The organism is Sphingobium sp. GW456-12-10-14-TSB1, from assembly GCF_059424385.1.
In genome coordinates this window covers 198,549-222,756 of sequence record NZ_JBWKZI010000002.1, presented here as the reverse complement: position 1 = coordinate 222,756, position 24,208 = coordinate 198,549, and the positions used below count along the sequence as shown (strand labels likewise).

General features: G+C 58.6%; 27 protein-coding genes. 8 read left to right on the top strand and 19 right to left on the bottom strand.

Annotated elements, in window-relative coordinates:
* Window positions 1-201 precede the first annotated feature (201 nt).
* The 11 genes from AC07X9_RS18235 to AC07X9_RS18185 form a co-directional block, all read right to left on the bottom strand.
* Window positions 202-579, bottom strand: coding sequence for a hypothetical protein (locus AC07X9_RS18235; RefSeq protein WP_140159639.1), 378 nt, complete (start codon window positions 577-579; stop codon window positions 202-204).
* The gene (locus tag AC07X9_RS18230) at window positions 576-905 is read right to left on the bottom strand and encodes a hypothetical protein (protein ID WP_086486271.1); all 330 of its coding nucleotides are present in this window, start codon (window positions 903-905) and stop codon (window positions 576-578) included. The genes AC07X9_RS18235 and AC07X9_RS18230 overlap by 4 nt, the downstream gene beginning before the upstream one ends.
* Window positions 902-3,424 carry a TraC family protein gene (locus AC07X9_RS18225; RefSeq protein WP_086486272.1) on the bottom strand — a complete coding sequence of 841 codons (2,523 nt, stop codon included), beginning with the start codon at window positions 3,422-3,424 and terminating at the stop codon, window positions 902-904. The genes AC07X9_RS18230 and AC07X9_RS18225 overlap by 4 nt, the downstream gene beginning before the upstream one ends.
* The gene (locus AC07X9_RS18220; RefSeq protein WP_176342172.1) at window positions 3,421-4,026 is read right to left on the bottom strand and encodes a TraV family lipoprotein; all 606 of its coding nucleotides are present in this window, start codon (window positions 4,024-4,026) and stop codon (window positions 3,421-3,423) included. Before AC07X9_RS18220 ends, AC07X9_RS18225 begins: the two co-directional genes overlap by 4 nt.
* A gap of 26 nt (window positions 4,027-4,052) precedes the next feature.
* Window positions 4,053-5,399, bottom strand: coding sequence for a TraB/VirB10 family protein (locus AC07X9_RS18215; protein WP_086486274.1), 1,347 nt, complete (start codon window positions 5,397-5,399; stop codon window positions 4,053-4,055).
* Entirely contained in the window at window positions 5,396-6,169 is a 774-nt protein-coding gene (locus tag AC07X9_RS18210) for a type-F conjugative transfer system secretin TraK (protein WP_086486275.1), read from the bottom strand. The genes AC07X9_RS18215 and AC07X9_RS18210 overlap by 4 nt, the downstream gene beginning before the upstream one ends.
* Window positions 6,153-6,788: a TraE/TraK family type IV conjugative transfer system protein gene (locus tag AC07X9_RS18205; RefSeq protein WP_086486439.1), complete on the bottom strand. Its 636-nt coding sequence runs from the start codon at window positions 6,786-6,788 to the stop codon at window positions 6,153-6,155. The genes AC07X9_RS18210 and AC07X9_RS18205 overlap by 17 nt, the downstream gene beginning before the upstream one ends.
* 5 nt (window positions 6,789-6,793) lie before the next feature.
* Complete coding sequence (locus tag AC07X9_RS18200) at window positions 6,794-7,060, bottom strand: type IV conjugative transfer system protein TraL (RefSeq protein ID WP_069064025.1); 267 nt, start codon at window positions 7,058-7,060, stop codon at window positions 6,794-6,796.
* Between the two features lie 131 nt (window positions 7,061-7,191).
* Complete coding sequence (locus AC07X9_RS18195) at window positions 7,192-7,506, bottom strand: hypothetical protein (RefSeq protein WP_171899175.1); 315 nt, start codon at window positions 7,504-7,506, stop codon at window positions 7,192-7,194.
* Window positions 7,507-7,702: 196 nt separating this feature from the next.
* Window positions 7,703-8,482, bottom strand: a complete 780-nt coding sequence (locus tag AC07X9_RS18190; protein ID WP_495197992.1) for a DsbC family protein — start codon at window positions 8,480-8,482, stop codon at window positions 7,703-7,705.
* Window positions 8,483-8,685: 203 nt separating this feature from the next.
* Window positions 8,686-8,910: a hypothetical protein gene (locus AC07X9_RS18185; protein ID WP_176342158.1), complete on the bottom strand. Its 225-nt coding sequence runs from the start codon at window positions 8,908-8,910 to the stop codon at window positions 8,686-8,688.
* Between the two features lie 532 nt (window positions 8,911-9,442).
* Here AC07X9_RS18185 and AC07X9_RS18180 point away from each other — a divergent pair.
* The 5 genes from AC07X9_RS18180 to AC07X9_RS18160 all read left to right on the top strand — a co-directional run bounded on the left by AC07X9_RS18180 (window position 9,443) and on the right by AC07X9_RS18160 (window position 13,247).
* Window positions 9,443-9,859, top strand: a complete 417-nt coding sequence (locus tag AC07X9_RS18180) for a helix-turn-helix domain-containing protein (protein ID WP_140159640.1) — start codon at window positions 9,443-9,445, stop codon at window positions 9,857-9,859.
* A 26-nt stretch (window positions 9,860-9,885) separates the two neighbouring features.
* Complete coding sequence (locus AC07X9_RS18175; protein WP_176342159.1) at window positions 9,886-10,482, top strand: GntR family transcriptional regulator; 597 nt, start codon at window positions 9,886-9,888, stop codon at window positions 10,480-10,482.
* A 177-nt stretch (window positions 10,483-10,659) separates the two neighbouring features.
* Complete coding sequence (locus tag AC07X9_RS18170; protein WP_120252424.1) at window positions 10,660-10,791, top strand: benenodin family lasso peptide; 132 nt, start codon at window positions 10,660-10,662, stop codon at window positions 10,789-10,791.
* Window positions 10,792-10,842: 51 nt separating this feature from the next.
* On the top strand, window positions 10,843-11,493 hold the full coding sequence (locus AC07X9_RS18165; protein ID WP_176342160.1) for a lasso peptide biosynthesis B2 protein: 651 nt from the start codon (window positions 10,843-10,845) through the stop codon (window positions 11,491-11,493).
* 47 nt (window positions 11,494-11,540) lie between these two features.
* Complete coding sequence (locus AC07X9_RS18160) at window positions 11,541-13,247, top strand: asparagine synthase-related protein (RefSeq protein ID WP_086486280.1); 1,707 nt, start codon at window positions 11,541-11,543, stop codon at window positions 13,245-13,247.
* Window positions 13,248-13,254: 7 nt separating this feature from the next.
* Here the strand turns inward: AC07X9_RS18160 and AC07X9_RS18155 are convergent, their stop codons facing one another.
* From AC07X9_RS18155 to AC07X9_RS18140, 4 genes are all read right to left on the bottom strand, one after another.
* A complete protein-coding gene (locus tag AC07X9_RS18155) occupies window positions 13,255-15,387 on the bottom strand; it encodes an Atxe2 family lasso peptide isopeptidase (RefSeq protein WP_086486281.1) in 2,133 nt (710 codons plus the stop codon).
* A gap of 6 nt (window positions 15,388-15,393) precedes the next feature.
* Window positions 15,394-17,967 carry a TonB-dependent receptor gene (locus AC07X9_RS18150; RefSeq protein WP_086486282.1) on the bottom strand — a complete coding sequence of 858 codons (2,574 nt, stop codon included), beginning with the start codon at window positions 17,965-17,967 and terminating at the stop codon, window positions 15,394-15,396.
* 73 nt (window positions 17,968-18,040) lie between these two features.
* Window positions 18,041-19,150 (bottom strand): FecR family protein, encoded by a 1,110-nt coding sequence (locus AC07X9_RS18145; RefSeq protein WP_086486283.1) that lies wholly within the window; start codon window positions 19,148-19,150, stop codon window positions 18,041-18,043.
* Window positions 19,147-19,713, bottom strand: coding sequence for an RNA polymerase sigma factor (locus AC07X9_RS18140; RefSeq protein WP_495197991.1), 567 nt, complete (start codon window positions 19,711-19,713; stop codon window positions 19,147-19,149). The genes AC07X9_RS18145 and AC07X9_RS18140 overlap by 4 nt, the downstream gene beginning before the upstream one ends.
* 339 nt (window positions 19,714-20,052) lie before the next feature.
* Here AC07X9_RS18140 and AC07X9_RS18135 point away from each other — a divergent pair, with 339 nt between their 5' ends.
* Both AC07X9_RS18135 and AC07X9_RS18130 read left to right on the top strand, forming a co-directional pair.
* The gene (locus AC07X9_RS18135; RefSeq protein WP_130754741.1) at window positions 20,053-20,241 is read left to right on the top strand and encodes a hypothetical protein; all 189 of its coding nucleotides are present in this window, start codon (window positions 20,053-20,055) and stop codon (window positions 20,239-20,241) included.
* Between the two features lie 89 nt (window positions 20,242-20,330).
* Window positions 20,331-21,044, top strand: a complete 714-nt coding sequence (locus AC07X9_RS18130) for a hypothetical protein (protein ID WP_086486285.1) — start codon at window positions 20,331-20,333, stop codon at window positions 21,042-21,044.
* A 91-nt stretch (window positions 21,045-21,135) separates the two neighbouring features.
* On the opposite strand, the gene AC07X9_RS18125 is transcribed toward AC07X9_RS18130, so the two are convergent.
* The gene (locus AC07X9_RS18125; protein ID WP_176342162.1) at window positions 21,136-21,387 is read right to left on the bottom strand and encodes a hypothetical protein; all 252 of its coding nucleotides are present in this window, start codon (window positions 21,385-21,387) and stop codon (window positions 21,136-21,138) included.
* 95 nt (window positions 21,388-21,482) lie between these two features.
* Here AC07X9_RS18125 and AC07X9_RS18120 point away from each other — a divergent pair, with 95 nt between their 5' ends.
* Window positions 21,483-22,295 (top strand): IS5 family transposase, encoded by an 813-nt coding sequence (locus AC07X9_RS18120; RefSeq protein WP_086485423.1) that lies wholly within the window; start codon window positions 21,483-21,485, stop codon window positions 22,293-22,295.
* Here the strand turns inward: AC07X9_RS18120 and AC07X9_RS18115 are convergent.
* The 3 genes from AC07X9_RS18115 to AC07X9_RS18105 are packed head-to-tail and all read right to left on the bottom strand — an operon-like array spanning window position 22,244 to window position 24,167.
* The gene (locus tag AC07X9_RS18115; protein WP_495197990.1) at window positions 22,244-22,990 is read right to left on the bottom strand and encodes a nucleotidyltransferase domain-containing protein; all 747 of its coding nucleotides are present in this window, start codon (window positions 22,988-22,990) and stop codon (window positions 22,244-22,246) included. The two genes, AC07X9_RS18120 and AC07X9_RS18115, sit on opposite strands and share 52 nt — an antisense overlap.
* Before the next feature lie 42 nt (window positions 22,991-23,032).
* The gene (locus tag AC07X9_RS18110; protein WP_086486287.1) at window positions 23,033-23,434 is read right to left on the bottom strand and encodes a type II toxin-antitoxin system VapC family toxin; all 402 of its coding nucleotides are present in this window, start codon (window positions 23,432-23,434) and stop codon (window positions 23,033-23,035) included.
* Window positions 23,427-24,167, bottom strand: coding sequence for an AbrB/MazE/SpoVT family DNA-binding domain-containing protein (locus AC07X9_RS18105; protein ID WP_217884279.1), 741 nt, complete (start codon window positions 24,165-24,167; stop codon window positions 23,427-23,429). The genes AC07X9_RS18110 and AC07X9_RS18105 overlap by 8 nt, the downstream gene beginning before the upstream one ends.
* Between the last annotated feature and the right edge of the window lie 41 nt (window positions 24,168-24,208).

Here is a 24,208-nt window from a genome sequence, read left to right as displayed (position 1 = left end):
GACGGTTCTCGCGCCCCTCGCCGATCGCGGCGCTGATAAGGGCCGCTGTCGCAATGATCGCTATGGCCGCGCCAAGAAGGCGAACGACCGCGGGCATGGCGGGCAATTGCCAGGCGATACAGGACTGCACGAGCGCAAGGCCCTGGCTGCCGACCAGGAGGCGGATGGGCCCTGGCGCGGGCGTGCTTGAGAAGATGCCGTTCACGCCCGCCTCCACCGCTGGATGAAATCACGAAGGCGTTGGGCGATTGCGTCCCAGGGAATGAGGATCAGGCCCGTGGAGCTGGCGCCCATTCCGGCGCAGATGCCGATGAAGATGGCTTCGACCAGCGGAACCTGGAGGATCCACGCCGCCGCGAATGCGCAAAACACGGCATTGGCTATGCCGCCGGTTACCAGCAGGGCGTAGCACAGCCGCGCAAAGCGGCGTTCCGCCTGGATGACCGTGACGATCGCCTGCGCAACCGCGTCGATACCAAGCGCCCGGTCGCTCACGCCGCGCGCATAGGCGAGAAGCCCATGGACATCGTCTCCTACGTCAAGACCATGATCGAAGCCATTGGCGTGATCTGCCTTCATCGCGCCCTCCATTGCCTGAAGCGCGAGCACAGCATCCCGCATGCGCCCGACAGGCCGATCAGCAGCATGCCGCTCGCACAGCAGGCGGTAGCCACGAGGATGCCCGCGCGAATGGTCTGGAGCGGCGGCTGATCGAGCGCGATCCCGGCTGCGATGACGAGACTGCCCATCATGCAGGTTTCGATGGCCACCAGCCGCACGCGCCACTGGAAGGCGGCGGCCTCGGCGCGCCTCGCGACGCGCGCCTCGATCATCGCCTCGATCGCCGGGTCGTTTTCCCAGTCGAGCGCCAATTGATCGGGATGGGCCACAGGCTTGTGCGTCATGCCGCCCTCCCGTCCGGGCGGATATCTCCGCCCAGCACCTGCGCGGGATCGACACCGGCCAGGTCGCACACCGCCTCAAGCGGATTGCGACCCGCCCGCACGAGCGCCTCGAACGCGGCGACCTCATTGGGCGCAGAGGTGTTGATCCAGTAGCTGAAGGGATCGACCACCAGCCGCGCTATCCCCAGGCCCAGCGGACTGTCGATGAACACTTCGGAATAATTGGGTTTGGCGTTCCTGACCGATTTCAGGAGATCGAGGACGAAGCCCGAATAATCGAGGATCTTGTTGTCCACCGCCTTGTCATAAGTGGAGCCCTGCAACAGGAATTTGGTGGCGGCATTTTCCAGGATCACCTGTCCGGTGCCGCCAAAGAGCATGAGGTCGTTCATACTCTGGAGCACGATGCCAAAGCTGCCCTGATATTTGCGTGCGCGCCGATAGCCCTGGCCAAAAGCCTCGGCGAGGCGGGAGAGATCCTGCCCGTCGCTGCGGGTCATGAACTGGGCTGCCTCGTCGCACAGCACGAAACGGGGTTTGTCGCGCGCCGAGAGATAAAGCTCCTGGGTGACCGCGTTCACCACCACCATCACGATCACGTTGAAGAGATCCGGGAGCGCCTTTAAACGTTCGAGCTCCAGCACCACGAACTCGTCGCGCGAGATGTCGAGCGTCGAGGGACCGTTGAAGAAATGGCCATAAGCACCCTGCGACCCGAAATCGCGCAGGTTGAACGCCAATTCGCGCGCGACCGGCACGAGATGGTCGACCCGGTCGAGATCGGAAACGGCATTGGCGGGATAGTGCCCGAGCCAGTCGCGCACCGCGTCGATGCCGTCTTCGCCCCGCCCGCTATCGACCGTCCACTGCACGGCGGACTTGAGCAGGTTCCATTCCGAGGTTGTCACCGGCTTGCGGGTAGAGGCGTTCGCCATTTCCGCGACGATGGCGACGGCCATCGCGATAGCCGATTGCTTGTCCTCGCCATCGAGCGCGAGCCCCATGTCGAAGGGATTAAGCACCAGGCGCTCCTCGCCGATGTCGATATAACGGCCAGAGCAGAGCGTGCAAAGCTTGCGGTAACTGCCACCGATATCGATGATGCGGATGAGCGCGCCTTGCGCATAATATTGCTGGCACAGATTATTGAGCAGGAAGCTCTTGCCCGCGCCGCTCTCGGCCGAGACGATGAAATTATAATTATTGATCCGCGGGTCGAAGAGATCGAGCGTGATGAGCTGGCCCTTGCGTCCGACATAGAGAAGGACCGGGCGGCCGCCGCCGCGAAAATCGGTCTGCACCGGCGCCATCAGGCTGGCGGCTTTGACTGGCATGCGAAAATCGCGCTCCAGCAGCTTCAATGTCTGCTTCTCGGGATAGAGGCCGAAGGGCAGGCTGGCCGCGAGCAGCACGGGCAGCAGATAGCTTTCCTCCTGCACCATGAAGGGCAGGGGTTCTGATTCCCACAATCGCTTGGCGCGGGCGGCCAGTTCTCGCGCCTGGGCGCGGTCACGGCCGAACACCCACATCGTCGGGATTACCGAGACGAAGCGGCTGTTCGACGCCTCATCGAGAATCCAGCCAATCTCCTCGATCTGCTTGCCGACCTCGACCGCAAAGCTGCCGGCCGCCTTTTGCGCCGAGAGGATCTGCGCGCGCTTGTGAATCTCGAACTGCGAATGGTCGAACAGGACCGAGAGGCAATAGAGGAACGGCCCGCCAATTTGGTCGCTATCCTCGGCGCTCCCGCGCATCCCGCCCATGAGCCGGTTGGCACGTTCGGCGGTAATCCGGCGCGCCGGTGCCTTGGGCGTGAGGCAACGGGCCACCTGGTTGCCCAGAAACACTTCCGGGCCCTCGAAGCAGAGGTCCGGGCCGGCCTCGATAATCTGCCGCGCGATCGATGGCGCGGGCATGCCGCCCATGCTTTCACTGAGGAACACACCCGGCGCGGCTGCGAACACGCCGTTGAAAATCCGGCGATAGAAGCTGACAAGCGCGTCGGGCGGCAGACGCCGGATGCCCATCTTCGCCAGCTGCTCTTCGACCTGGCGGCGCAGGTCCGCGCCGAGCTTCACCCGCGTCTTTATCGAGAGGAACAACCGGAAGTCGCGCACCGGGATGGCATGGAGCGCATCGAGGCCCCTGGTTCCGCCGCGCAGATAGTCGGCGGTGCGCCGGGCCGAGGCCTGGACCAGCGGGTCGGGACGGACCTTCATATCGAGATAGGCGTCGAGCGCCGGATCGATCAGCGGATCGGCAAAGGTGATGAGCTGGAGAACCGTCCCTTCGGGAAAATGGATATTGAGCAGCCCCAGCAACGCCTGTTGCACATGGGCGAACATATAGGCGGAAGGGACAAGCTCCCAGGCCTGGCCCCAGCCATCGTCGATGCAGAGGAAAGCTTCCTCCTCCTCGACCCAGGCGACCATCGGCAGGAAATCCGAATAGGCGTCGCGGGTCACGGCGGCGCGCAGGCGCTGATAGCTCAGACCCTTGTGGGCGGGCCGCGCGGTCATGGCCGCTTCTCCGGATGGACGGCCAGCGGGGTGGCCTCTGCGGTTGGCGCGTCTGCGCTGCCCGGCTCGCGCTCGCGCAGCGTGCGCAGCACCGGTGGCGCAGGCGTTCGCCCGCCCGGTTCCACCAGATAGTCGCCCACGACCCAGGCCGGGCGATCGATGATCGAATAGACATAGCGCGCCATATAAAGCCGGTCGGGACGCTGCTTGTCCGCATAGGGGAGAATCAATGTACGGATCGTTCGCGATGGGCGCAGCATCGGCGATTGCGGCCCCTCGATCAGCGCGCCGACATGGCCCTGGCCAGGTTGCGCCATTGCCACAGCTGTCGCCGCAGCCGCGGGGCGGCCCTTGTCCCTACCGCGGGCTCGCTTCTTGTCCGGTGCGAGCAGCTTGCGGTTATGGGTGACGGCGGGATCGGATTTGGAGGCGCGGCCGGCGAGCGCATCGGCATAGGCCTGATCGGGATGGATGCATTGCCCATGGTCGCTATTCTTGCACGAGAATTTCTCGCTATAGGGCGACATCACCGAACCCATCGTCGCGCAGCCGGGCAGCGCAAGACATGGCAGGACAAGGAGGCAGGGTCGCAGCATCTTCATCATTGTGTCTCCCATGGGCGCGGACATCAGAATTTGGCTCCCGCGCCGGGTTTGATTTCGAGGGTGGTGCCCTCCTGGATCACCACGACCACATCCTTGGCGGCACCCACTTCGACGATGGGACCAGCCTGGCGGGCGAGATCGAGATAGAAGTCGGTGAGCTTGTCCGAGGATTTGGAGAGCCCGCCGGCAATGCCTGTCTTTGCAGCATCGCCCGCATCAAGCGTGCGCACTGTTCCCAGCGCCGAGGTAGAAGTGTTGCCGAACGTGCTTTCGACTGATTGCGAGATGCCGCTGATCGTCCCGGCAATGAAGGCGCGCGCCAGCGTCGCCCCGGCGCGCGTTACTACCTTGCCAGACAGGCCCTTCTTGCCGTCGGTATCGACAAAGAAGCCCTTGACCGGCTGATCGACGATCGAATGCTCGTCGAAATCCACGCAGGAGAGCGATACGAGCTGCACCTCAACCCGCTCCTTGGCGAGGCTTCCGGTGGCGTTGCCGACCACGAAGCAGCCGGCAAGGTTGGCCTTCACCTCATTGGGCAGGACCGCGGGCGCCTGCACCCGCGCGATGATCGGTTCAGGATTACTGGTCGCGTCCCGGCTTGCCAGCGCGTCGATCCCCGTCAGGAGCCGCGCCTTCATGAAACCAGGCGGTAAATAGATCGTCCGATTCTTTTTTTTGGACGATGCGGCATTGTCGGCCCCGCCCTGGGCCACGAGCTGACCGGTCGCTGTGCCGATCGCGCCAACCGTCTTTTCGACCGGCGGCGCAGGCGGGGCAGGCGGCGCAACCGGACCGGTGGGCGGCGCTGGCAGCCTGTCGGCATCCGCGCTTATGTCGCCGGTCTCGGGCGGATAGGGCAGGGCAGGAACGTTGCCGGGCAGGGCGGGCGGCAGATCGCCATCGATAGTCTGGCCGCCCGGCGCTCCGGGGGCATGGGACCCGGGAACCACCTTGCCTTCCTCGATCGCGCTGACCCTGTCGCCCAGCAGTTGCTGGCCATCGAGAACCTTTTTCAGGTCACCGCGCAGTTTCACCTCGAGGCTGTCGCCGCGCAGCCCTGCGCCCATGTTGAGCGATGCGGCAGGATCGGTGGGCTTCACCTCCTCCTTGCTGCCCGATGCGGCATAAAGGCCGATCCCGAGCGCGCCGACGGCAACACCGACGGCGAGCTGGCGCGCGCGCAGCTTCTGCCGCGCCGACATTTTGGCCCATTGCGCCTTCCAGTCGAGCAAGGCCGGGGACGGACGGCGCACGGCCTCCTCCTTTTGCCCGGCGCTCTGCGCGGCAAGATGCGTCTGATAGGGGGACAGGGTTTCGGGGGAAGGGGCGGGGGCTTCTGGGCGCTCCCTGTCCATCTCGCCGCTCATTGCCCGGCTCCCCGGCGGACCACGACAAGCCGCGCCGTTTCACCGGCATCGAGATGGACCCGGTCCAGCGTGATCGAGAAAATGCCTGTCCCCAGGACCGGATCGACCAGCAGGCGCTCGTCCAGCGTCACCGCTGCCGTGGTTCGCACATGATATTGGGATGCTGAAAGCCCGGCGCCCTCGACGGCGATGCGGCGTTGCTCGCTGATCGACAGGCCCGGAACGGTCGCGATGGCAATCGCGCTACCGGATGGCGCAACCTCGCTGAACGAAGCGGGAATGCGATCATCGAGCAGGGCCATGGTGATCGAGACGGCGCGGTCCTCATCCGCCAGCGCAGCCATCAACGCGCTATTGGCCTGCGCGCGCTGCCGGGCGCCGGGGACAAGTACTATCGTCTGCGCCGGAATTTCCGCCGGTTCGGCATAAAGCGGGTAGGTGGCGCCGTTGCAGTGCACGAAGAATTCGGAAGGCTGCGTCACATAGCTGCGTGTTATCTGGCCGCCATCGTCGATTTCGCGGGCAAGGAACTTGATCCAGGCGTCAGATCCGCCTTTCTCGACGGCAAGACCCTTCTCGGCCGAGAATTTGATATCCTCGATCTCGCCACCCTCGCACACGACATGGTTGATGTCGCGGTTGGAGAGACGGATCCGACTGGTCTGGTCGGGCAGCGCGTGGAGCGTCTGGCCTGAGGCTGGCACGGCCATTAGGAGTAGCGCGGACAGGGCGGCGCATGCGCCTATGCCGTAATTAGCGTGTTTCGACATCGAACTGCTCCTCGGAAAGACGCGTCAGCCAGAAACGGCCATTTTCGATGCCGTAGCCGATGCGTAAAATGCCCCGGAATTTGCGGATAACGCCGCCGATCACCCGGACCTTCTCGACCGGCACGACGATCTCATGGGCGGTCCATCGAACCGGCTGATCGTTGCGGATATAGGTGGCGATCGACAGCGTCGGATTGTTCGCCAGTTCATCGAGTATGGCGTTGAGGCTGTCGCGCATCGCGCCATAGGCGGACGGGTGGACAAGCCCCAGCAGCTCCTGGAATTGCCGGTCGGCTGAATAGGCCGACCATGTGCCCGAAAGCGCGACGATGTTGCGCGTCATGGCGACGATATAGGCTTCGGACGGTGTGTTGCCCGAGACATGGAGGTCGCCGGTGGCGCCGAAGGGGACGATCACGGTCCGGGCATTCTGGTTGGTCGTGTAGATGACCGCGCCCAGCACGGCGGTGACGCCGAACATGCCCGCGATCGCGACCTTCAGCAACCGGTTCTCCTCGAACAGGTTCGCCGACCCCTGCAGGTAGCGATGGATGCCGTAGCTCGCCGGTTTACCCAGCAGCGGATCCTCCTCGCTCTTTTTGCGATGCAATAGCCCCATGGCGCTCACTCGAAGAAGCGGGTCTGGGTGGGACCCGGATAATGGGGAAAGGAAACAAGGCCCCAGCGCCAGGCAAGATGGGGGAGATAACCCCTGGGCTTGGTCCGCTTCCACGGAATGAAAAGGAGAAGGGCAGCGATGAGCGCCCAGCCGACAAGTCCGCCTACGATCGCGGCCACGAATATGCTCGAGGTCGCGAGCAGGAACTCGTCCGATCCGAACCACAGGATCTGGACCGGCCGATGCAGATATTGCGGAAGGCGTTCGTCCATTTGCCCTTCTCCTCCTGCTTCATGACACCTGCGAAGGTGTCGGTTTCCAGGGACCGACCATCGATCCCCAGCCTGTTGCCGGTGCGGCATGCGCCTGGCGGGTCAGCCAGGCCGCAGCCGCGCCGCGCGTCTCAGACGACCATCCCGAAGGTCTGGAGAATGGAGTCCGCCTTGATGAGGCAGACGGCCGCGACAATGGTCGGGATGCCGATCATGATGTTCGAGAACAGGCGTGAGACGCCGAACAGGAAGGCGGCGACGCCGCCTACAAATCCCATCGGACCCTTCACACCCTGGTTCACGACGATATCGTATATGTCGTAACCAAGATCGCCCTGGGCCGGTGCCGAGAAGGCTTGGGCCGGACCACCCACCAGAGCGATCGCACCTAAAGGGAGGCCGATATTGGCCACCGCCAGGACCTTGCTGCCAAATGTACGCATCATTGCATTGCTCCAAAAAGGAGCCGTCCAACCAAAGCCTGCCGGCATCGAAGGAAGATCGGTGTCGGCCGGGGCGTCGGTGGACGGCTCCATGAGCCCGCCGCCGCCGGCATCCTGGTTCATCCGCGCAGGCCAGCTGGGGCCAGAACGGATGCCCTCCGGAAAGAGAGTGTGGTTCGCTGCGATGGCGCGCCTGCGTTCAGCGCCGCGCATCGGAAACTGCCTTTGCAAGCTTCGGCTTTGCGTGCCGATCGAGGAACGCCTCGAGCTCGGCCTGCTGGAAGCCCGATATGAGCTTGCCATCGACGATCAGCGTCGGCGTTCCTGAGACGCCGATTTTGGCGACGAGCTCAGCATCTTGCGCGACCCTGGCGCGTCCCGCTGCGCATTGGCGCAGAACGGGCGGTGTCTGTCCTGAATAGGCCGCCCGGAATGCCGCCTCGCTATCGGGGGAGCAAAAGATATGCTCCGCCTTGGCGGCTGCGGTCGGGTGGATACCGCTCACGAAGAAAATGAGACGCCTGACCGTCTTGCCTTCGGCGGCCTTGGCGCTCCAGAAGCGGTCGAGCGCTTGGCAGTAAGGACAGTCGGGGTCGGTAAATTCGATGACCGTGGGCGCATCTGCCGGGCCTATCGCCAGTGCCTTGGCAGGATCGATGGCCTTGAGACGGCGCGCCGCGCCCTGTTCCTGCGCCAGCGCGGTCAGGTTGACACCGTTGCGGTCGTAGACCGTCGCGAACAAAAGATGCTCACTGCGCGGCGCGTAGTAGATGATCCGGCCGCCGGCGGTCGCCTGATAGATCGGACCTTCGACCGGCGCTGGACCAAATTCTTCGAAGCGCAGGTTCGTGAAGGTCTGTTGCAACTTGACCTGGGCTTCATTGGCCGCGTCGCGAAGCGTAGCCGCTTCGCGCGTGATCGGGGCAGGTTCTTTTCTCTCGGACGGAGCGGCTTGCGCTCCTGCGCCATGAAGAGGCATAATAGCCGGCAGGAGTGCGACGAGCATTGCCGCGCGACTGGAACATGTTCTGGTCATAACCGCGAAATCTCCCAAAAGGGGGATCGGAACGGATGCGGGCTGCCGATCGCTCGGAAATTCTCACCCTTGCTGCCGTCTCGACAGAGGCTTGAGTGGCGGGGAAACCTTGCTTCTCGCAAGTGACAGGGAATTTCAGTTCCGGTTTAAGGTAGTTCAGTTCCGGCTATCGGAAATCCATTTCCGGAAACCGGAAGTATAGTTCCGGTTTCACCTTTTGTTCCTTTGGCGAAATGATCGACATTGCACAGCGTCGTTAGACCGGCATTTGGATCGATCGCGGAAGAATCGCTGTTTGTGGTGGGAGAGCGAATATGGGGAGTCAGCAATCCAGGGCGTACAAGCTTCAGCTTTCCGCTGAGGGCATTCACCTGTTTCTCCAGTGCCACTGCCGCTTATGTCATCTGATCGGCGATTTCTTGCCCTATGGAACGACCCTGTTCGTAGCGGTCGATCTTCTTCATCGATGCGACGAGACCGAGCTTTTATCCGAACTGCTGGATCCTCAGCTGGATCGGCTTGGTGGGCGTAATGTTCGACATGTCGGAACATCCTCCACCCTCTCGCGGCTTATCGGGGATATCGTCAGCACAGCAGTTCACTCCGAAGCCATTCATCCTTCGCCCCAGGTGTGGAAACTCTTCCTTTCAGCTCTAGTGCACATGCAGGGAACCGAGGATGCGCGGGTCATACGATCATTCCGGGATATGCCCGGCAAAACAGGACGGTCTCCTCATCGTTCTGAAGGATAGTCGCCTGCGCGATACTATTTTTCGCAAGCAGCGGAAACTGGTCTCGTAATATCGACCTTCTTGTAGTTGACGCACAGTTTTATTTACAACAAATTGCCGAGCACAGGCGATGTGATTTGTGATTTTGAGCCGCTGCCAGGGGGACCTGCAGATGACGCCTCAAAGTCCACAAACAATCGATGGCGGAATATTATCGTTGATCAAGGAGCTTTCCGGGAAGCTTATCGAGCGGCGTCGCCGCAGAGACCGGATTTCTCAACACAGCCTGGCAAAGGCCGTCGGCTGCAGCGAACGCTGGATCCGCGAACTTGAGGGTGGAGCTGGGGCACCTGCGCTTGAGGATCATATTCGCTGCGCGCATTCGCTGCGGATGACCACGCCTCATTTGTTCATTCCCTTGCTTGCAACGGAGCACAATATGGACTTGCCGCGTGAGCTTTTGCTTCAAGATGACCTGTGGGAGCTCGAGAGAGATATTCTTGAGGTCGTGAGCCGACATCAGGCCGCAGCAGTCGCGCGCCGTGCCTCGCGTGCCGGATCTGTCACGCAACCTGACCAGTACCGTTAGAAGTCGGTATGTCTCCGGAACCCGTGGTGGCTGAAAGAGCCTATCTCCTTCTCAAGTCCGATATCATGGCGGGGCGCTTCCCGCCAGGAAGCATGCTCATAGAAAGGGCGTTGGCAGCGGAATACGGCGTATCCGTGTCGCCATTCAGGGACGGAGCCCAGCGCCTGGTCGGCGAGCATATGCTCGAAATCGCCTACGGTGGTGGCTATCGCCTGCTTCATCTGACGCCAGACGGCCTGCGAGACCTTTACCGCTGGCACGGTCATCTCCTGCGCCTCGTGCTCAAGGGAACGCGCCTGTCTGTAGGCGGTGCCTCAAGGCCCTATCTTCAACCCGATATAGATGGCCAGTCATTGGCGAAGGCGGCGACTGATTTGTTTCTGTCAGTCGCACGGGCTTGTCACGACGGTGAACATGCAACGGCCCTGAAGTCTGCGACCGAACGACTCCATATGGCTCGCCTGGCGGAGTTTCGCGTGTTGCGCAACTTGACCTCGGAATTGCGGGCGGTCGAGATCGCGACCACTTCCGGTCAAGGTTCAGACCGTTTTGAGGTCCTTTGGGCTTATCACAGGCGCCGAATTCGTCGTGTCGGAAGAATTTGTGAAAGCATCACTTCATGATCATGTGGTGCAATATGAATACGTTGTCTCAGATCATATAGGCTACATTTTGGTTGAATAGCATAATAGTACCGACTGGTTGCACAAGCGAGACCTTATAAGATGGCTGATCAATTGGGGTCTGACTTACCATGATTGGGCTGCAACGAGTGCAGCAGTCCAAAGAAGGAGGTAAGTATGGAACGCGACAACCATCTGGAAGCCGACCTGGTCGACCTGGGAGCGGTGACCGAGCAGACGAAGGGCAACAACGGCGTCGACATCGACCAGGCTCAGCAGCGGCTGCAGTCCGGGCTTTCCGACGACTGAAACGGTGGCGCGCAGGCCATGCTTGCGCGCCATACAGCTAGAGAATTGCTCATGGCCTATAAGCTGCGATCGGGTGTCTCCTATGTCTGGGTCGGACCTGCCCCGGTATTTCTGGATCTCTATCATAACCGATATTTCAAATTGTCACCCAGCGGGGCAGCCGCACTTAGGCGGCTGGAACGGGGTCAGATGGCCATACCCGGCGACGCCGAGATATTGCTCGGATCCGGCCTCATTTCCGCAACAGAATACCCTTCCATCGTTGCACCAACCGGGAATATGCCCGCAATCACTGGGTCTTATTTTGACCAGGCGAGGCGTCCGTCCTTGGGACATGTCATGGTTGCCGTGATCGACCAGCTATGGGCTCTCGCCATAATACGCTGGGTCGGGCTGGCGGCGGCTGTAGCAAAGCTGGAACGCCGGATACAGCGAACGCATGGTCATGAACGTCACGATGATATTGGCCGTCTGGTCGGATCCTATCGGCTCATTGATCTGCTTCTTTCCGCTGAAAACCGTTGCTTGGTGCGATCATTCGCGCTCGCCAGGTCCCTGACGAGATATAGCGTGGTGTTCAATCTCGTGATCGGCGTCCGTACGGGGCCGTTCGGTGCACATTGCTGGATTCAGAAAGGCGAAAGAAGCGTCAGCGACCACCGCGACAAGGCACGTGAATATGTGCCGGTGCTCATCCTGTGAAGCGCGTTCGCTATCTCGCATTGTCCGGGTCCGGTAATCTCGTCCACATGCGCGCTGTCGAAGTAGCAGCGTTGGCCGGAATGGAGGTGGCTATAAATCGGCCAAATTTCCTGCTGCTTGCCGATCAACCGGTGGGAGTTTTTAGCCAGCCGGGAAGAACGGCTTTCCTGCTAGGGTGGATCTATCGCCGCGATGGCGCGAAGATGTCAGTCGATCCCCTCAATCCTGCAGATGCTCAGGACGTATTCACCATAGAAGGGGCGATCCATCTCGAGAAATATTGGGGCTCATATGTTGCGATCCTACACGATGAGGATCACGACGACATCACGGTGGTGCGTGACCCGTCGGGGGGCATGCCATGTTACTATATGAAATCGCAGGGCGTGACGGCAATTGGTTCAGATATGGCGTTGTTTCGTCAGGTCGGCCTTTTGGGCTCCGCCATCGACGATGAGCAACTGGGTCGTCATCTGTATTTCCCAAATTTGAGAACAAGTCGGACATGCCTGGCTGAACTGAATGAAATTCCGGCGGGTTTTCAATTGGACATTCAGCTTGGTAAGAGCGAGCTGGCACAACGGTGGAACCCCTGGGATTATGCCAGGCGACAGGAATATTATGGCGAACCGGCTGCGGCAATATCGGATCTGCGAGCGACACTGACCTCCACAATAGGGGCATGGGTCTCACGATTTCCAACGCTTGTCGTGGGACTATCAGGTGGACTCGATTCATCGATAGTAGCGGCAGCAGCCGTTCAGGCGGGGGCGAAGGTCACAGGCCTGACCCTTGTGACCGATGAAACTGCTGGTGATGAGCGCTATTATGCGCGCGCAATCGCAAATTTCCTGCACATCCCAATGGAGGAGGTGTTTTTCAGCGCCGACGATACAGATCTTGAAATGAGCCATGCCGCTCATTTGCCACGGCCGTTGGCCCGATCCTTCGCTCAGTCAGGAGACCAAGCCTACCTGGCTGTCGCCAGCGCGGTAAGTGCCGATGCGTTTTTCACCGGGTCGGGTGGCGACAACGTGTTCTGCTTCCAGCAATCAGTCCTTCCGATCGCAGATCGGCTCCTCTTTGAAGGCGTTGGCCGTGGGGCAATGGTGACGGCTGCAGAAGTCGCTGAGATGGCAGAGACCAGTATCATACGCTGCGCGGCCTTAGCTGCACGCCGCGCGTGGCTGCGCAAGCCACAATATCGCTGGAAACCGAAGGCTGATTTGCTGAGTCGGGATTTTGTGAGCCGCTTAGGCGCGGAATTTTCGCATTCATGGCTTGAGGTGCCAATCGGTGAGCTGCCGGGCAAGGCAGCGCACATTGCTTATCTCATCCAGATCCAAAACCATCTCGAGGGATTCAGAAGAGAAACGGTCCTGCCGATGATAAACCCCCTCATGTCTCAACCGATCGTAGAGACGTGCCTGCGCATTCCCTCCTGGTACTTTTGCATGGGAGGAGAAAATAGATCGATCGCAAGAGCGGCGTTCGACTCCCGTCTCCCTGACTCGATCCTTCACCGCAGAACGAAGGGCGGCCCTGATGGCTTCCTGCAACGACTGGTCGAACGTAATCGGAGCAAAATTAAAGATATGCTGCTGGGCGGACATCTTGCAGCGGCCAATATCATCGATCGCTCAGCAGTGGACGCCGCAATTAAGCTGGAAGGAGACAGGCACAACCATATGCATTTCCGAATCCTCGAACTCGTTGATGCAGAAGCATGGGTAGCCGCGATGAAGTCGTCATGACGATATCCTATGGTGCCAAATTTTTTTGAGCCGCCATCGCCCGCCACCGATCATAGGTTGATTTCTTTTTGGCTGACGGATCCTCCTCATGTTTCAGCCAGAATTTGAACCAGTCTATGTTCCTTTCATAGATAGCAAAACGGTGGGCAGGGCCGTTCTTGATATGGTTTTCATTCGGGAAAATATATAAATCCGTTGGGCGATTTTTTGCCTTGAGGATCCCGTAGCTCTCCATCGCCATCAAATATTCGTTGTCCGAAATCTGCATCAGGATTGGCAAACTGAATTTATCGACGTTGCGTTCGATAGACGTCGTTGACCAGAAATGCGTTTGATCATGGTTTAGGGGTGGGTACCCTATAGCGATCAGTTGCTTTGCCCATGCCGAGCCGCCATAGATTTGCGTTGACTTCGGTTCCTGAAAGCCGGTCGAAATGGATGCGGCCGCGAACCGGCCAAGAGCGTTGACCAATGCAAATTGCACGGTAGAAACTCCGTCGCTCAAACCTGTGATACCTATACGATCGGTATCAATGCCGACGTGAGATTCAACCAAGGCGATGCCGTTCATCAAGGCGGAATGCACACTGCGTCGGTCATTCCAGTCGCGTTGATTGATGGTTCTTGCATCCAGCGCTGTTCGAATCGAGCCATCCTTGATCGTCATATAGTAGTCGGCAGGTCTCTGTAGGCTTAGGACTGCAAAGCCCTGTTCAGCGAGTGGAAAAATCGGATATTCGTCTCCGACACCGCCACGCAAAAAGCCCCTCGTGAGATACTGGACCACAATCAGCGGGATTTTCGATTGGTTAGAATGCTTCTGCGGCAAGACCAAATCTCCGAAGCATTCGATGCCGATAGAGTTTTTCCAGCGCAGGCGCTTTACTCCTCCCATCTGCAATCTGCGAAACGACGGATTGGGGTCGAACAAGATTGTTCTTGCGCCGCTACCTGAGTTGATACGAATGATACGCCGCGGCTGATTGGACGCTTCGTGAAGGCAGATAAGCGTGTCGGAAGCCAACTCGCAACCGGTGATAAGGTCTTCGGTCTTCAGCGTTGCCTTCGGGGCAGATTTCATGTCCCAGCTGTAGAATTGCAACTCGCTATTGCCCCAGCCCGCCCGCCGGAGAAACAACAGCCTTTTTGCTCCCCCAATCCACCACATATTCTGAATTCCGCTCGTACAAGCGGGATCATTGCAGCGCTGGCGGCGGCCATCAGCATGTTGAATCCATAGGTCTATGGGGGATGAAAGGCTGGTCCGATCCCGCCGCACCAACTGAGCCGCGAGGCCTTTGCTCGCCGGAACTGAGCGAACAAGCGCCTGTGACGTGCGATCATCCTGACGTTCGACGCGCTCGGACATTTCTTCAATCGTCGCGAGACGCAGGTCCGTGCCGCTGGCTGTCAAAGATTGAAATCGGATCGGTATGGGGGCAGGGAGGGAAGGACGGGCTTCCCTATTAGGTACAAAGCTGTCGTCATAGAGAAAGCCGGCGCGGCCTCGCTGATCGATATCAGCCTCCAATCTCGCGGCTTCTGGCTCGTTGCCAAACAACAGCCTTCCATCGGACGACCATCGTATCTCGCGAACGGCTGTTTCAGAGGTCGTGGTAAAGACCACGCTTGCGCGATCGACCGATACGACACGGGCCTGCGGGATGCCGGAGACCTGAACCAGATATGCCAGATACTGGCCGTCTGGCGACCAATGCGGATTATTGATAAGGGGCGTACCGTTGGTTGTGCGGAAACCGCGAATGTTTTGCACATCATTGATAAGGCCGCGGCTCATGTTCAGAATTTTCAATGGTCTCTGGCTTTGGGAGTCGATGGTGACCAATGCCTGACAATAGTCATTCAACGCCGGATCTGCCCGGCTGAGGACAAAGGCGAGATGCTTGCCATCGGGTGATAGCGCCAACGGGCTTTTGGGCAGATCGGTGCCGAAGTTCGGCCCGATATCGCGCAGACCGATCAGATCGGTTGTTGTGACACCGCGATTGTCCGCATGCCCATTTGCATCATCGTCAAAAAGATTACGGCAAACCAGCGGGGTTTCAGTGGCGGCTACCTCTGCATGAGAAGCCGCCACGATTATGCCGGCGCATGTCGCCAACAGGCCAAAACACTTCACGGCCCTTCACCAGGATTTCGAGATCGAAAAGCTGATATATCGACCCCATGGTGAGTAATTCGCGGAATCGTACGGCGCCTGACTGACCTGGGTTGTCGCAATCACAGATGGCTTGTTGTTGAAGATATTTTGTGCGGAAAGTGAGATGTCCATGCCGCGAAAAATCGGCGTTGAAATGTCTATTTTCAGCCTGGCAGTCAGATCGACTGTGGTCATAGAAGCGACGTCATATGTCGCCGTCGCGCGTCGATCTTCCACGCCACCGATATAGTTCAAAACCGGGGTTAGCCTGAAAGGTCCCTGGTCCCATGTGAACCCCGCGCTGCCCCGCAGATGCGGTGGGAAAAACAAGGTGCCGGCCAGTTCGCTTTCCGGCTGCAAAGCACTCAGCCGCTGTTGACTTTCGATATAGCTCGCATTTGCCCAGAAGGAGATATCTCCCATCTGACCGATGTCGGCATGATGGCTTAGACTGATATCGACACCGTCGATTTTCTGACGTGCCGCATTGGCATATTGACTGTAAATGATTGCTCCCACTTTCGCAGGGTTCCAAGAACTGCTGGAATTGTTGAAGAACAAGGCTCCGTCGAGCGCCGCGTTGATCTCATCACCGGTCGGGTTCAGGCTAACCAGATCAGCATAAATCGGATTGCTGAGCGCCTGGGTGATGTAAGTGACCGGGGTCACGATCCGGTTCCGATAGCGGATCGAATAATAGGTTATCTCGATCTTTGAATGGGGTGAGATTGCGGGTTGAAGTATCGCTGATGCGGTCCAGTTCGTGGACCGCTCCGGTTTCAAATCAGGGTTTCCGCCGCCGCTGTACAGTCCAACTGTTCCTGCCGGAAAGCCAGTTCCGCCAAACACCCCAATATTGTAGACGCTTGCGCCGCGGACACTATGCAATTGGTAGAGCGTCGGTGCCTTGAACGACTTGCCCCACGACACCTTGAACATCATCCCATAGCCCGTCGATAGCACCGCGCCGAGCTTCGGCGTCGCCACATCCCCTATTCCAGGATAGTCCTCGTAACGAACCGCGCCATTGAGAATGAGCGATTGGAGGAACGCACCGCTATCATCTGATCTGACAATCGGAGCGTTGATTTCAAGGAACCCGTAACGGTTATCCTGACTTGCTCTGATGCTCTGGCCGTTTTCGACCAGCCGATTATAGGAGTGGAGGAAATTCTTGCGATATCCACCGCCCAGTGCAGCTTTGATCGCACCTGCGCCGAGATCGAACAACGTCCCTTGGGCGATGCCCTCGACACTAAATGCCGTGTTGCAATAACAGAGTTCGGTTCTTGTGAGAACACTGTTCCAGTAGTCATCGGACTTTGCGAGAGTTCGATCTGTGGCATACACGCCCGAAAAATTTACTTTCCAAGAATTGCTGACGTCCAGGCTGATGTTGGGTGCCACGCTAAGTGTTCTGGTTTCCGTTACTCGGCGTAAACCCTGTATTCGATAATCACCAGCTACCGACGATGCAAATGCCCGATCCGTCGTGCGTTCGCCATACAATCCATCGATGCTGAACGTCACACCTGGCACGAGGTCTTGGTGGCCGCTAAACAACATATTATGGCGATCGAAGCCTGGATACAGGGTCAGGCCCGGCGAGCGAGCCGCTGCATATCCACGTTGACTTGATAGAATCGGCGTCGAGTGCCCGAAGTCATAGGCCAAAATGAATCCGCCGGTCTTCCAGGTTGTGCCGCCGGTAACACTATAATTTTGCTGTACGTTCCCGCCATCGGTGGAAGCTCCCCAATAGGCGCGGGTTGTCAGTCCCCGATAGTCCTTGCGCAGAATGATATTGGCGACACCAGCGATGGCATCGGACCCATAAATGGCGGATGCGCCATCAGTTACAATTTCCATCCTTTCCACAGCAGCAAGAGGAATGGCCGAAATGTCGATTGACTGAACCGCTGTGTTGAATGCCAGTCGGTGGCCGTTGAGAAGCGTGATGGTTGCATCGGAACCCAGGCCGCGCAGGTTGATCGAAGTGCCTCCTCCCAGATTGCTGCCAACGCTTTCTGGTACATTCTGTCCAATTCCTGGATTTTGCCCCGCGCCTGAAGCGACCGGCAAGGCTCGGATCGCCTCACCCAGGCTATTATATCCGTTGTCGAGCATTCTTTCGCGATTGATAACCTGCATTGGCGATGGAGAGGCGACTCCCGCAATCAGCGATCCTGTAACCACGATCTCGGTATTGGCGGCATCATGGTTTACCTCCCTAGCGACTTTTGAAGATCGCTCCCGGATCAGAATGGCTCCATCACGCTCGACAGCCGTCCAAGATGTTCCCTTCAGAACGATTTCCACCGCTTCGAGCGCGGTATAAATTCCGTTGAGTGCGGGAGCCCGGTGCCCCTTGACCGCCTCAGCAGGAAAGATGATGTCGTGGCTGGTTGTGCGGCCGATGGCGCGCAATGCCGCGTCGAGATTTTGCTGTTCGAGGTTCCAGTTCAGCTTCTGCTCCGGTTCGGCCAGCGAGGGCGTGGCCGTGCTCATCAGAGCCAGAGCGAAAACCGAACTGACCGAGCGCCATCTAACCTTGCTCATCGTTGTCCCCTATATTTTCCGGCGTGGTTCAAAGCCGGTTCCATTGGGAGTAGCGACGAGCGGGTTGCGCCAATTATGATGGTATTCGACAATTTCCTTTCGAAGGCGTGGGGCAGTGGCGCGCAAGATGAATGGAACTGGGGCTGCTCATGACCATCAAGCCCAGCATGTCACCGAGATTGCGCGCCAGCCGTGCGCTATCAGAGATACGAAAACTTCCCGATACGCGAATGTCCTCTATATCGGGTGACTCGCTGACCAGCGGAATAGAAGCATAGCGGTTTGCTTCCGCGAACAAATCCCCGAGGCGAACATTAGTGAAATTCCTCAAGCCATTGGGCCAGTCGCTGTCGTTAACGTCCACCTCTCTGATCTTTGTGGGCACGGCGATGGTATCATTCTCAAGTTCAACCTGCTCACCGGGTATGAGTTGGACTGGCCGCTGGAGATGCGCCGCTCTCGCGGCGGATTCGATCTCGACGTCAACCGCGCCTCTCACCAGCCAAACAACAACGTGATTGCCCGGCAGAAGGTCGACGTCGAAAATTGTACCTCGAGCTACAACCTTCCCACGGCCGGCATGAACCGTGAAAGGCCTGCCGTCATGGGCGACGGTAAAGCGCGCGCGGCCACGCAGCAGTCGGAGGTTTCTTTGGATATCGTCAAAATTCACGAGCACCAGGCTATTTGTATCGAGCGTGATGACGGAGCCATCCTTGAGATGAAAGGATTGAATATCGCCGGTGGCGGTAACAAGCGTTGCCATGGCCTGATTGGAGGACCGTGACGCGTCTTTCGTGGCGAAATGGGTCGTTGGCTCGTCGTGAATCGGGGCACTCCGCGCCCAATGCGCGACAAGGGCCGTCGCTCCAAGCAAGCCGATCAGCAGCAGGGCATATTTTGCTGCTTTCGTGCCAGACCTGTTTTGCCGGGTGTCGACGTCAAGCGTCTCGTTTATCGTCACCGCCGCATCTTCGGGCAACTCTTTCAATCGCTTGCCGATACTGTAAGCTTCGGCGATGCGGTTATAGGCGGCACGGTGAAGCGCACCACGCGCTAGCCACGCCTCAAAATCCTTCCGTTTGATCTGAGCTTCTTCCGGATCGCGCATGATTGCGAACCAATCGGCGGCCTCCTCCCTCAGTTGTCCATGGCGACGCGGCGGATCGGTGTCTTCCATCATTCCTGTTCCAGAGCCGCGTCGATATGGGCGAGGGCGCGGGCCACATGATATTGCACAGTTGGAATGGAAATTCCCATGTTTTGCGCGATTTGCCGGTAGGTTAGTTCGTCAACACGATGCGCCAGGAAGATTTCCCGGGTTCTTTGAGGAAGCTCATCAAGCGCGCGCCGGTAGATCCGCATCACGTCTTCGGCCTCCATGCGGGCGGCCTGGTCCGGCGGTATTGCGATTTCAAAGTCCTCGCCGATCGGCACGTGAAAGGCCGAGAGGCGCGTCTCAAGTCGTTTGTAGCGATCCAGTAGGAGATTTTGCGCGATGCGCTGAAGATATGCGGCCGGTCGGGGAAGCTCGGCTCTCGCCATACACCCGACGAGACGGACAAAGGATTCCTGAACGAGATCACCTGCATCATCCCGCGAACGCAGGCGCGCCTGAAAATAGCGTCGCAGCCTCGGGGCTTCAGTTTCGTAGATATGCCGAATGTCGCTGATATCCGGTCCGGTACTTTGCTGAGCGGCATCCTCGCTCAACCCGTTTGGGGAATTGCAATTATTTGACGACATGAAATCACGATTCCTCACAGCACGGCAGAGATCCCCCGGCCCAAGCCAGGAGTTATCTTAAGTGAGGTGAGCCGTATCGCTGTCGGAACAGAGCAACGCCGGCGCTCGACCCGTATGTCGAGCTTCGAGATACCTACAGGACAATCCTGCGAGTGGCTGCCATAGTCCACTCGTTTAGCGATCATGCCTTGGTATCGGCGTTCGATCAAGCCTTGGAGAACGTCCGGTCGGCAAATATTGCTGCCCACATTTTGGGACAGGTTTCCAGCAGATCGCCTCCATCGAAGCGTTAATTGACCGGAAAGCGCATCGCATATAGATATATGCGAGGAGTTAGCCATGCAGAAAGTTGATCAATTCGATTCGTTTGATCGTCGGCGCGAAAAGCAGCGCGCCCGCGAGCAGGATGATCACGACTTGAAATCTGGTGTCATCTCGCCCGAGGCTTTGGGGCAGCGCAACGGCTTTTTCTCCGGTGTCGATTTTTCCCGCGCCTCTGTGCGCCGTTCGCGGCGGGGCGCTGCCTGAGCGACAATCACTTAGATCCAGCTGCCGTTCTCGATATTGCTTCCCACCTCGTTCTGGAGGATGGCGCATTCGTCATAGGCGGACAGGCATTGAACCTCTGGGCGGAATTTTATTCCGCAGCCGAAGAGCTTCATCTTTACCGCCCATATACCTCCAAGGACATCGACTATTTCGGACGGCGTGAAGCCGCGCAAAAGTTGGCGCAAGCGCTCGGAGGCAAGGTGCTTATCCCGGAGGTCGACAATCAGACACCCGAGACCGCGATTGTCGAAGCGGTGGTGGACGGAATATCCATCCGTATTGATTTTTTGGGGCATGTCCTTGGCGTTCGGCCCAAGGAACTGACGGCTGGCGTTGCCGAAATTATCGTGCCCTACGAACGCGCTGGCCTGGCAGGGCAGGTTGCAATCCCTGTGATGAATCCACTCCACTGTCTGCAAAGCCGGATTGCCAATCTAAATATTCTGAAACGACCCGATGATACCGCCAGACGGCAGGCTGCAGCAGCTCCGATTGTGCTACGGGAATATATCAGCCACGCCCTGCGCGACGGCGATCATCGGGAGGCGACCCGTACTCTGCAAGGGCTGTTCCGTTTCCTCTCTCAAGATCCGTCAGGACGACAGGCGCATCGTTTGGCAGCCCGGGATCCCCTCGACGTCATGGTGGCGTTCGTGGATGATGACCGTATCGACGCTCGTTATCGTGAGAAGATATTGAGACCCGCCATTGTGAAGATCGAGAGGCAGCGATCGGCGATTGGGCGCGCAATCGCTGCGCTGACCTCCCGCCGGGAGAAATAATGGGCGTTGAGATAAGAGACCAACGCCTTGCAGCTTGATGAAGTCTCATGATAGCTTTGCGCCGCTTGAAACGATGGTGTGTCTCTTCCGGCTATTCCCCTTCGAATGCCGATTTCGCCGCGGTTTCCGCATCGATTTTCAACTTTGCGATGCGTCCAGAGCACACCTCATGCACAAGTTCTCCAAGTATCTGAATCCTGCCTTGAAGCCAGATGAGCTCTTCGGATGAAATCTCAAAATGCTTCGAATGTTGGCCCTTGCGATAGGCGTCCTTCAATTTCTGATACATAGCGCGTTCGGCGTGGGTTGCACGAGGCCAGGCATCAAAGAGCCGCCTGTCCAATCCTTCCGCCATCCCTCTGAGAGGCCGTTTCGAAAGGGGTTGAGCAGCTGAGGCACATGTGATTCCGGGAGTTTGCAGACATCTCGGAGGCAGGTATGTGGACCCCAGCCACCCGCGCGCAGCATACGCGGGTCTCGAAGCGATACCAGACGGATTTGATCGACGCGGAGTGGCAGTTGATCGCAGTTTTTCTGCCGATGCCCGGTTCGACCGGACGACGGCGCGGATGGCCGATGCGTGAGATCGTGAACGCCATTTTCTATGTTCTGCGCGGCGGGATCGCATGGCGCTTGCTGCCGAAAGACTTTCCGCCATGGCAGACGGTCTATCGCTGGTTTGCCCGTTTGCGGGACGAGGCCGTGTTCGAGCGGATAAACCACGCGCTGGTGATGGCGGATCGTCAACGCGTGGGGCGCGAAGCCAGCCCGAGCGCGGCCATCATCGACAGCCAGAGCGTCAAAACTACGGAAAGCGGCGGCCCACGGGGCTACGACGCCGGCAAGAAGATCAAGGGCCGCAAGCGCCATGCCTTGGTCGATACCGATGGCAGGGCGCTGCTGGTCGAACCCCACACCGCCGATGTGCAGGATCGTGATGGCGGCGGCGCAGTGCTGCAAATCTCCCGCAGCCTGTTCCCGTTCATCGAGAAGGTCTGGGCCGATGGTGGCTACAACCATGAGCGCGTCACCCAGGCCACCAATATCAAGGTCGAGATCGTCAACAAGATCACCGGTCAGACCGGCTTTGTCGTCCTGCCACGACGCTGGGTCGTCGAACGCTTCTTCGCATGGATCAACCGAAATCGCCGCCTGGCCAAGGATGTCGAGGCTACGCTGAAATCCGCAGCGGCCTTCCTCTACGCCGCCGCCGCACTGCTCATGATCCGCAGACTGGCACGGTCAGCATGAGTTTCGAAACCGACTCTGAGAAAGATAATATTTGTGCTACGCGGAGCATAGAATGTGAGGGTCGTCAGAACGCATCTATAAAGTTTTTCAGTTGCTTGATGAAAATCGAATGCTGCGTCGCTGAACCAACTTCTACCCTGGCTGACCTCAGCGAGTGCAAAGCGCCTCATCGCACCCGGAAACAAATCTTCGAAATATTCTTTCGCCATAAGGTAGGCTTGTTCAGGCGTCTTTGGCTTGGCCTCCGCCAGCGATCGATCATCAGATTGATAAAGGATCACGCCATCCCTGGCGATCTCGGTGAACAGAAGCCGCCCATGAGACAGGCCATCATTCACCTGCTGCAACGTATGGACAATGAAATTGACCGGCGTGCGGATGATCTTCTCGACCTGATAGGCGTCGAAAAGGCGTTGCTCCGTCTCTTCCCAGTAGCTGACGCCGTCGGTCAGCTCCTTCTGATTGACGATCACCAGGATGTCATAGTCGGAGGTAAACTGGTTGGCGTCGAATGGTGCATCGACCCAATCGCCCCTCGCATAGGATCCGAAAAGAATGACCTTAAGGATCCTGGCGGACTTACGTCGTCCCGTCGCGTCCTGTGTCGCCTCGCGAAATCCCTGGAAAAGAATTTCCACGACGCGATCGAGTTCGCGCTGCTTGGTCATCGGCAGATGATTGAGGTCAGTCCGCATTAGTTCAATCTCTAATCCTGTTATCAAGGCCTGCCAAGCGCGTCACCGAACCCATTCTACTACGACCCCGAGGTCGAGTATCTCCCATGCCCGATCAGCTGTCACTGCGATTGCCTCCCGGCATGATGCCAGGGCCAGACAGGAACGAGCACCAAGAGACAAGCCGATACTGCGCGTCTCGCTGTGCAATTTCCCACCGACATCAGCCTGGATTCGATCGACGGGTACGACGTCAATGTCCAGCTCTGCCAGCATCGTCTGTGCATCTGCAACATTGACACCTTGGTCCGCAAGCTTTGCCAACACCTCATGGTAGTTTACCGCCGACACCAGAGCACCGCTCAATCGCTTCTCCACCTGATCGGCACCCGGTTCGCCAAACAGGAGACATAAAAGCGCCGATGCATCAAGAGCATAAACGGCATTTGCTCCGCTGTCAGTCACGGGCCGCCTCGGCCCGCCGCTCGGCGATCAACGCCTCGGAGACAAGGCCCTCTTTCGGCGCAAAAGCACGCAGGCGCTCCTGCGCCCGTCGCAAGGCGGAGCGCGCAGGTCGAATACGAACTTCTTCGCCATTGAGTTCGAACAGAACCGTGTCGCCATTCTGCAAACCCAAGGAACGGCGGATATCAGCGGGAAGGGCTATTCGCCCTCCTGCAATGACCTTGCCTCGCAGGACAGTCATGCCACTTGCATCCTCGCTGGTACTGGTGCGGCAGCTGTACGTTATTCGGCTCTTGGGTATAACGGTGTCGCCGAGGTCAAAAGCAGAGATTTCAGCCCCGAGATTGAGGCAATGTCCGATCAGAATATCGATCGCCTCCTCCACCGCCTGTTTCGTCGGGTCAGCTAGTTTCAGATCAGTGCATCGACCATCGACGGGGTCATCCCCGCGCACCAGCGCGCCTAACTCCTCCAGCCGCGTCGAGCGACGATGCGCCGTTGACGATGCATGGTCCGTGGAAAGACACGCCTGATAAATTCTTTCACCCTCGATCTCAGCAAGATAGACCTGGAGCAAAGAACCCAGATAGGGGCTGGACGATAATTTGGGCCCCATCTTCTTGAGGATTGCAGCTTGCATTTTCAGAATCGTTCGGCACGCGATTGCCCGGCAGGATAGAGGCCAGCCGCCTTGATCCCCAATTTGCGCCGATGTGTTCGACGCGGGCATCATGCATGACTTCCGACGGAGCGAGGGGAAGACCACTCTTGCGT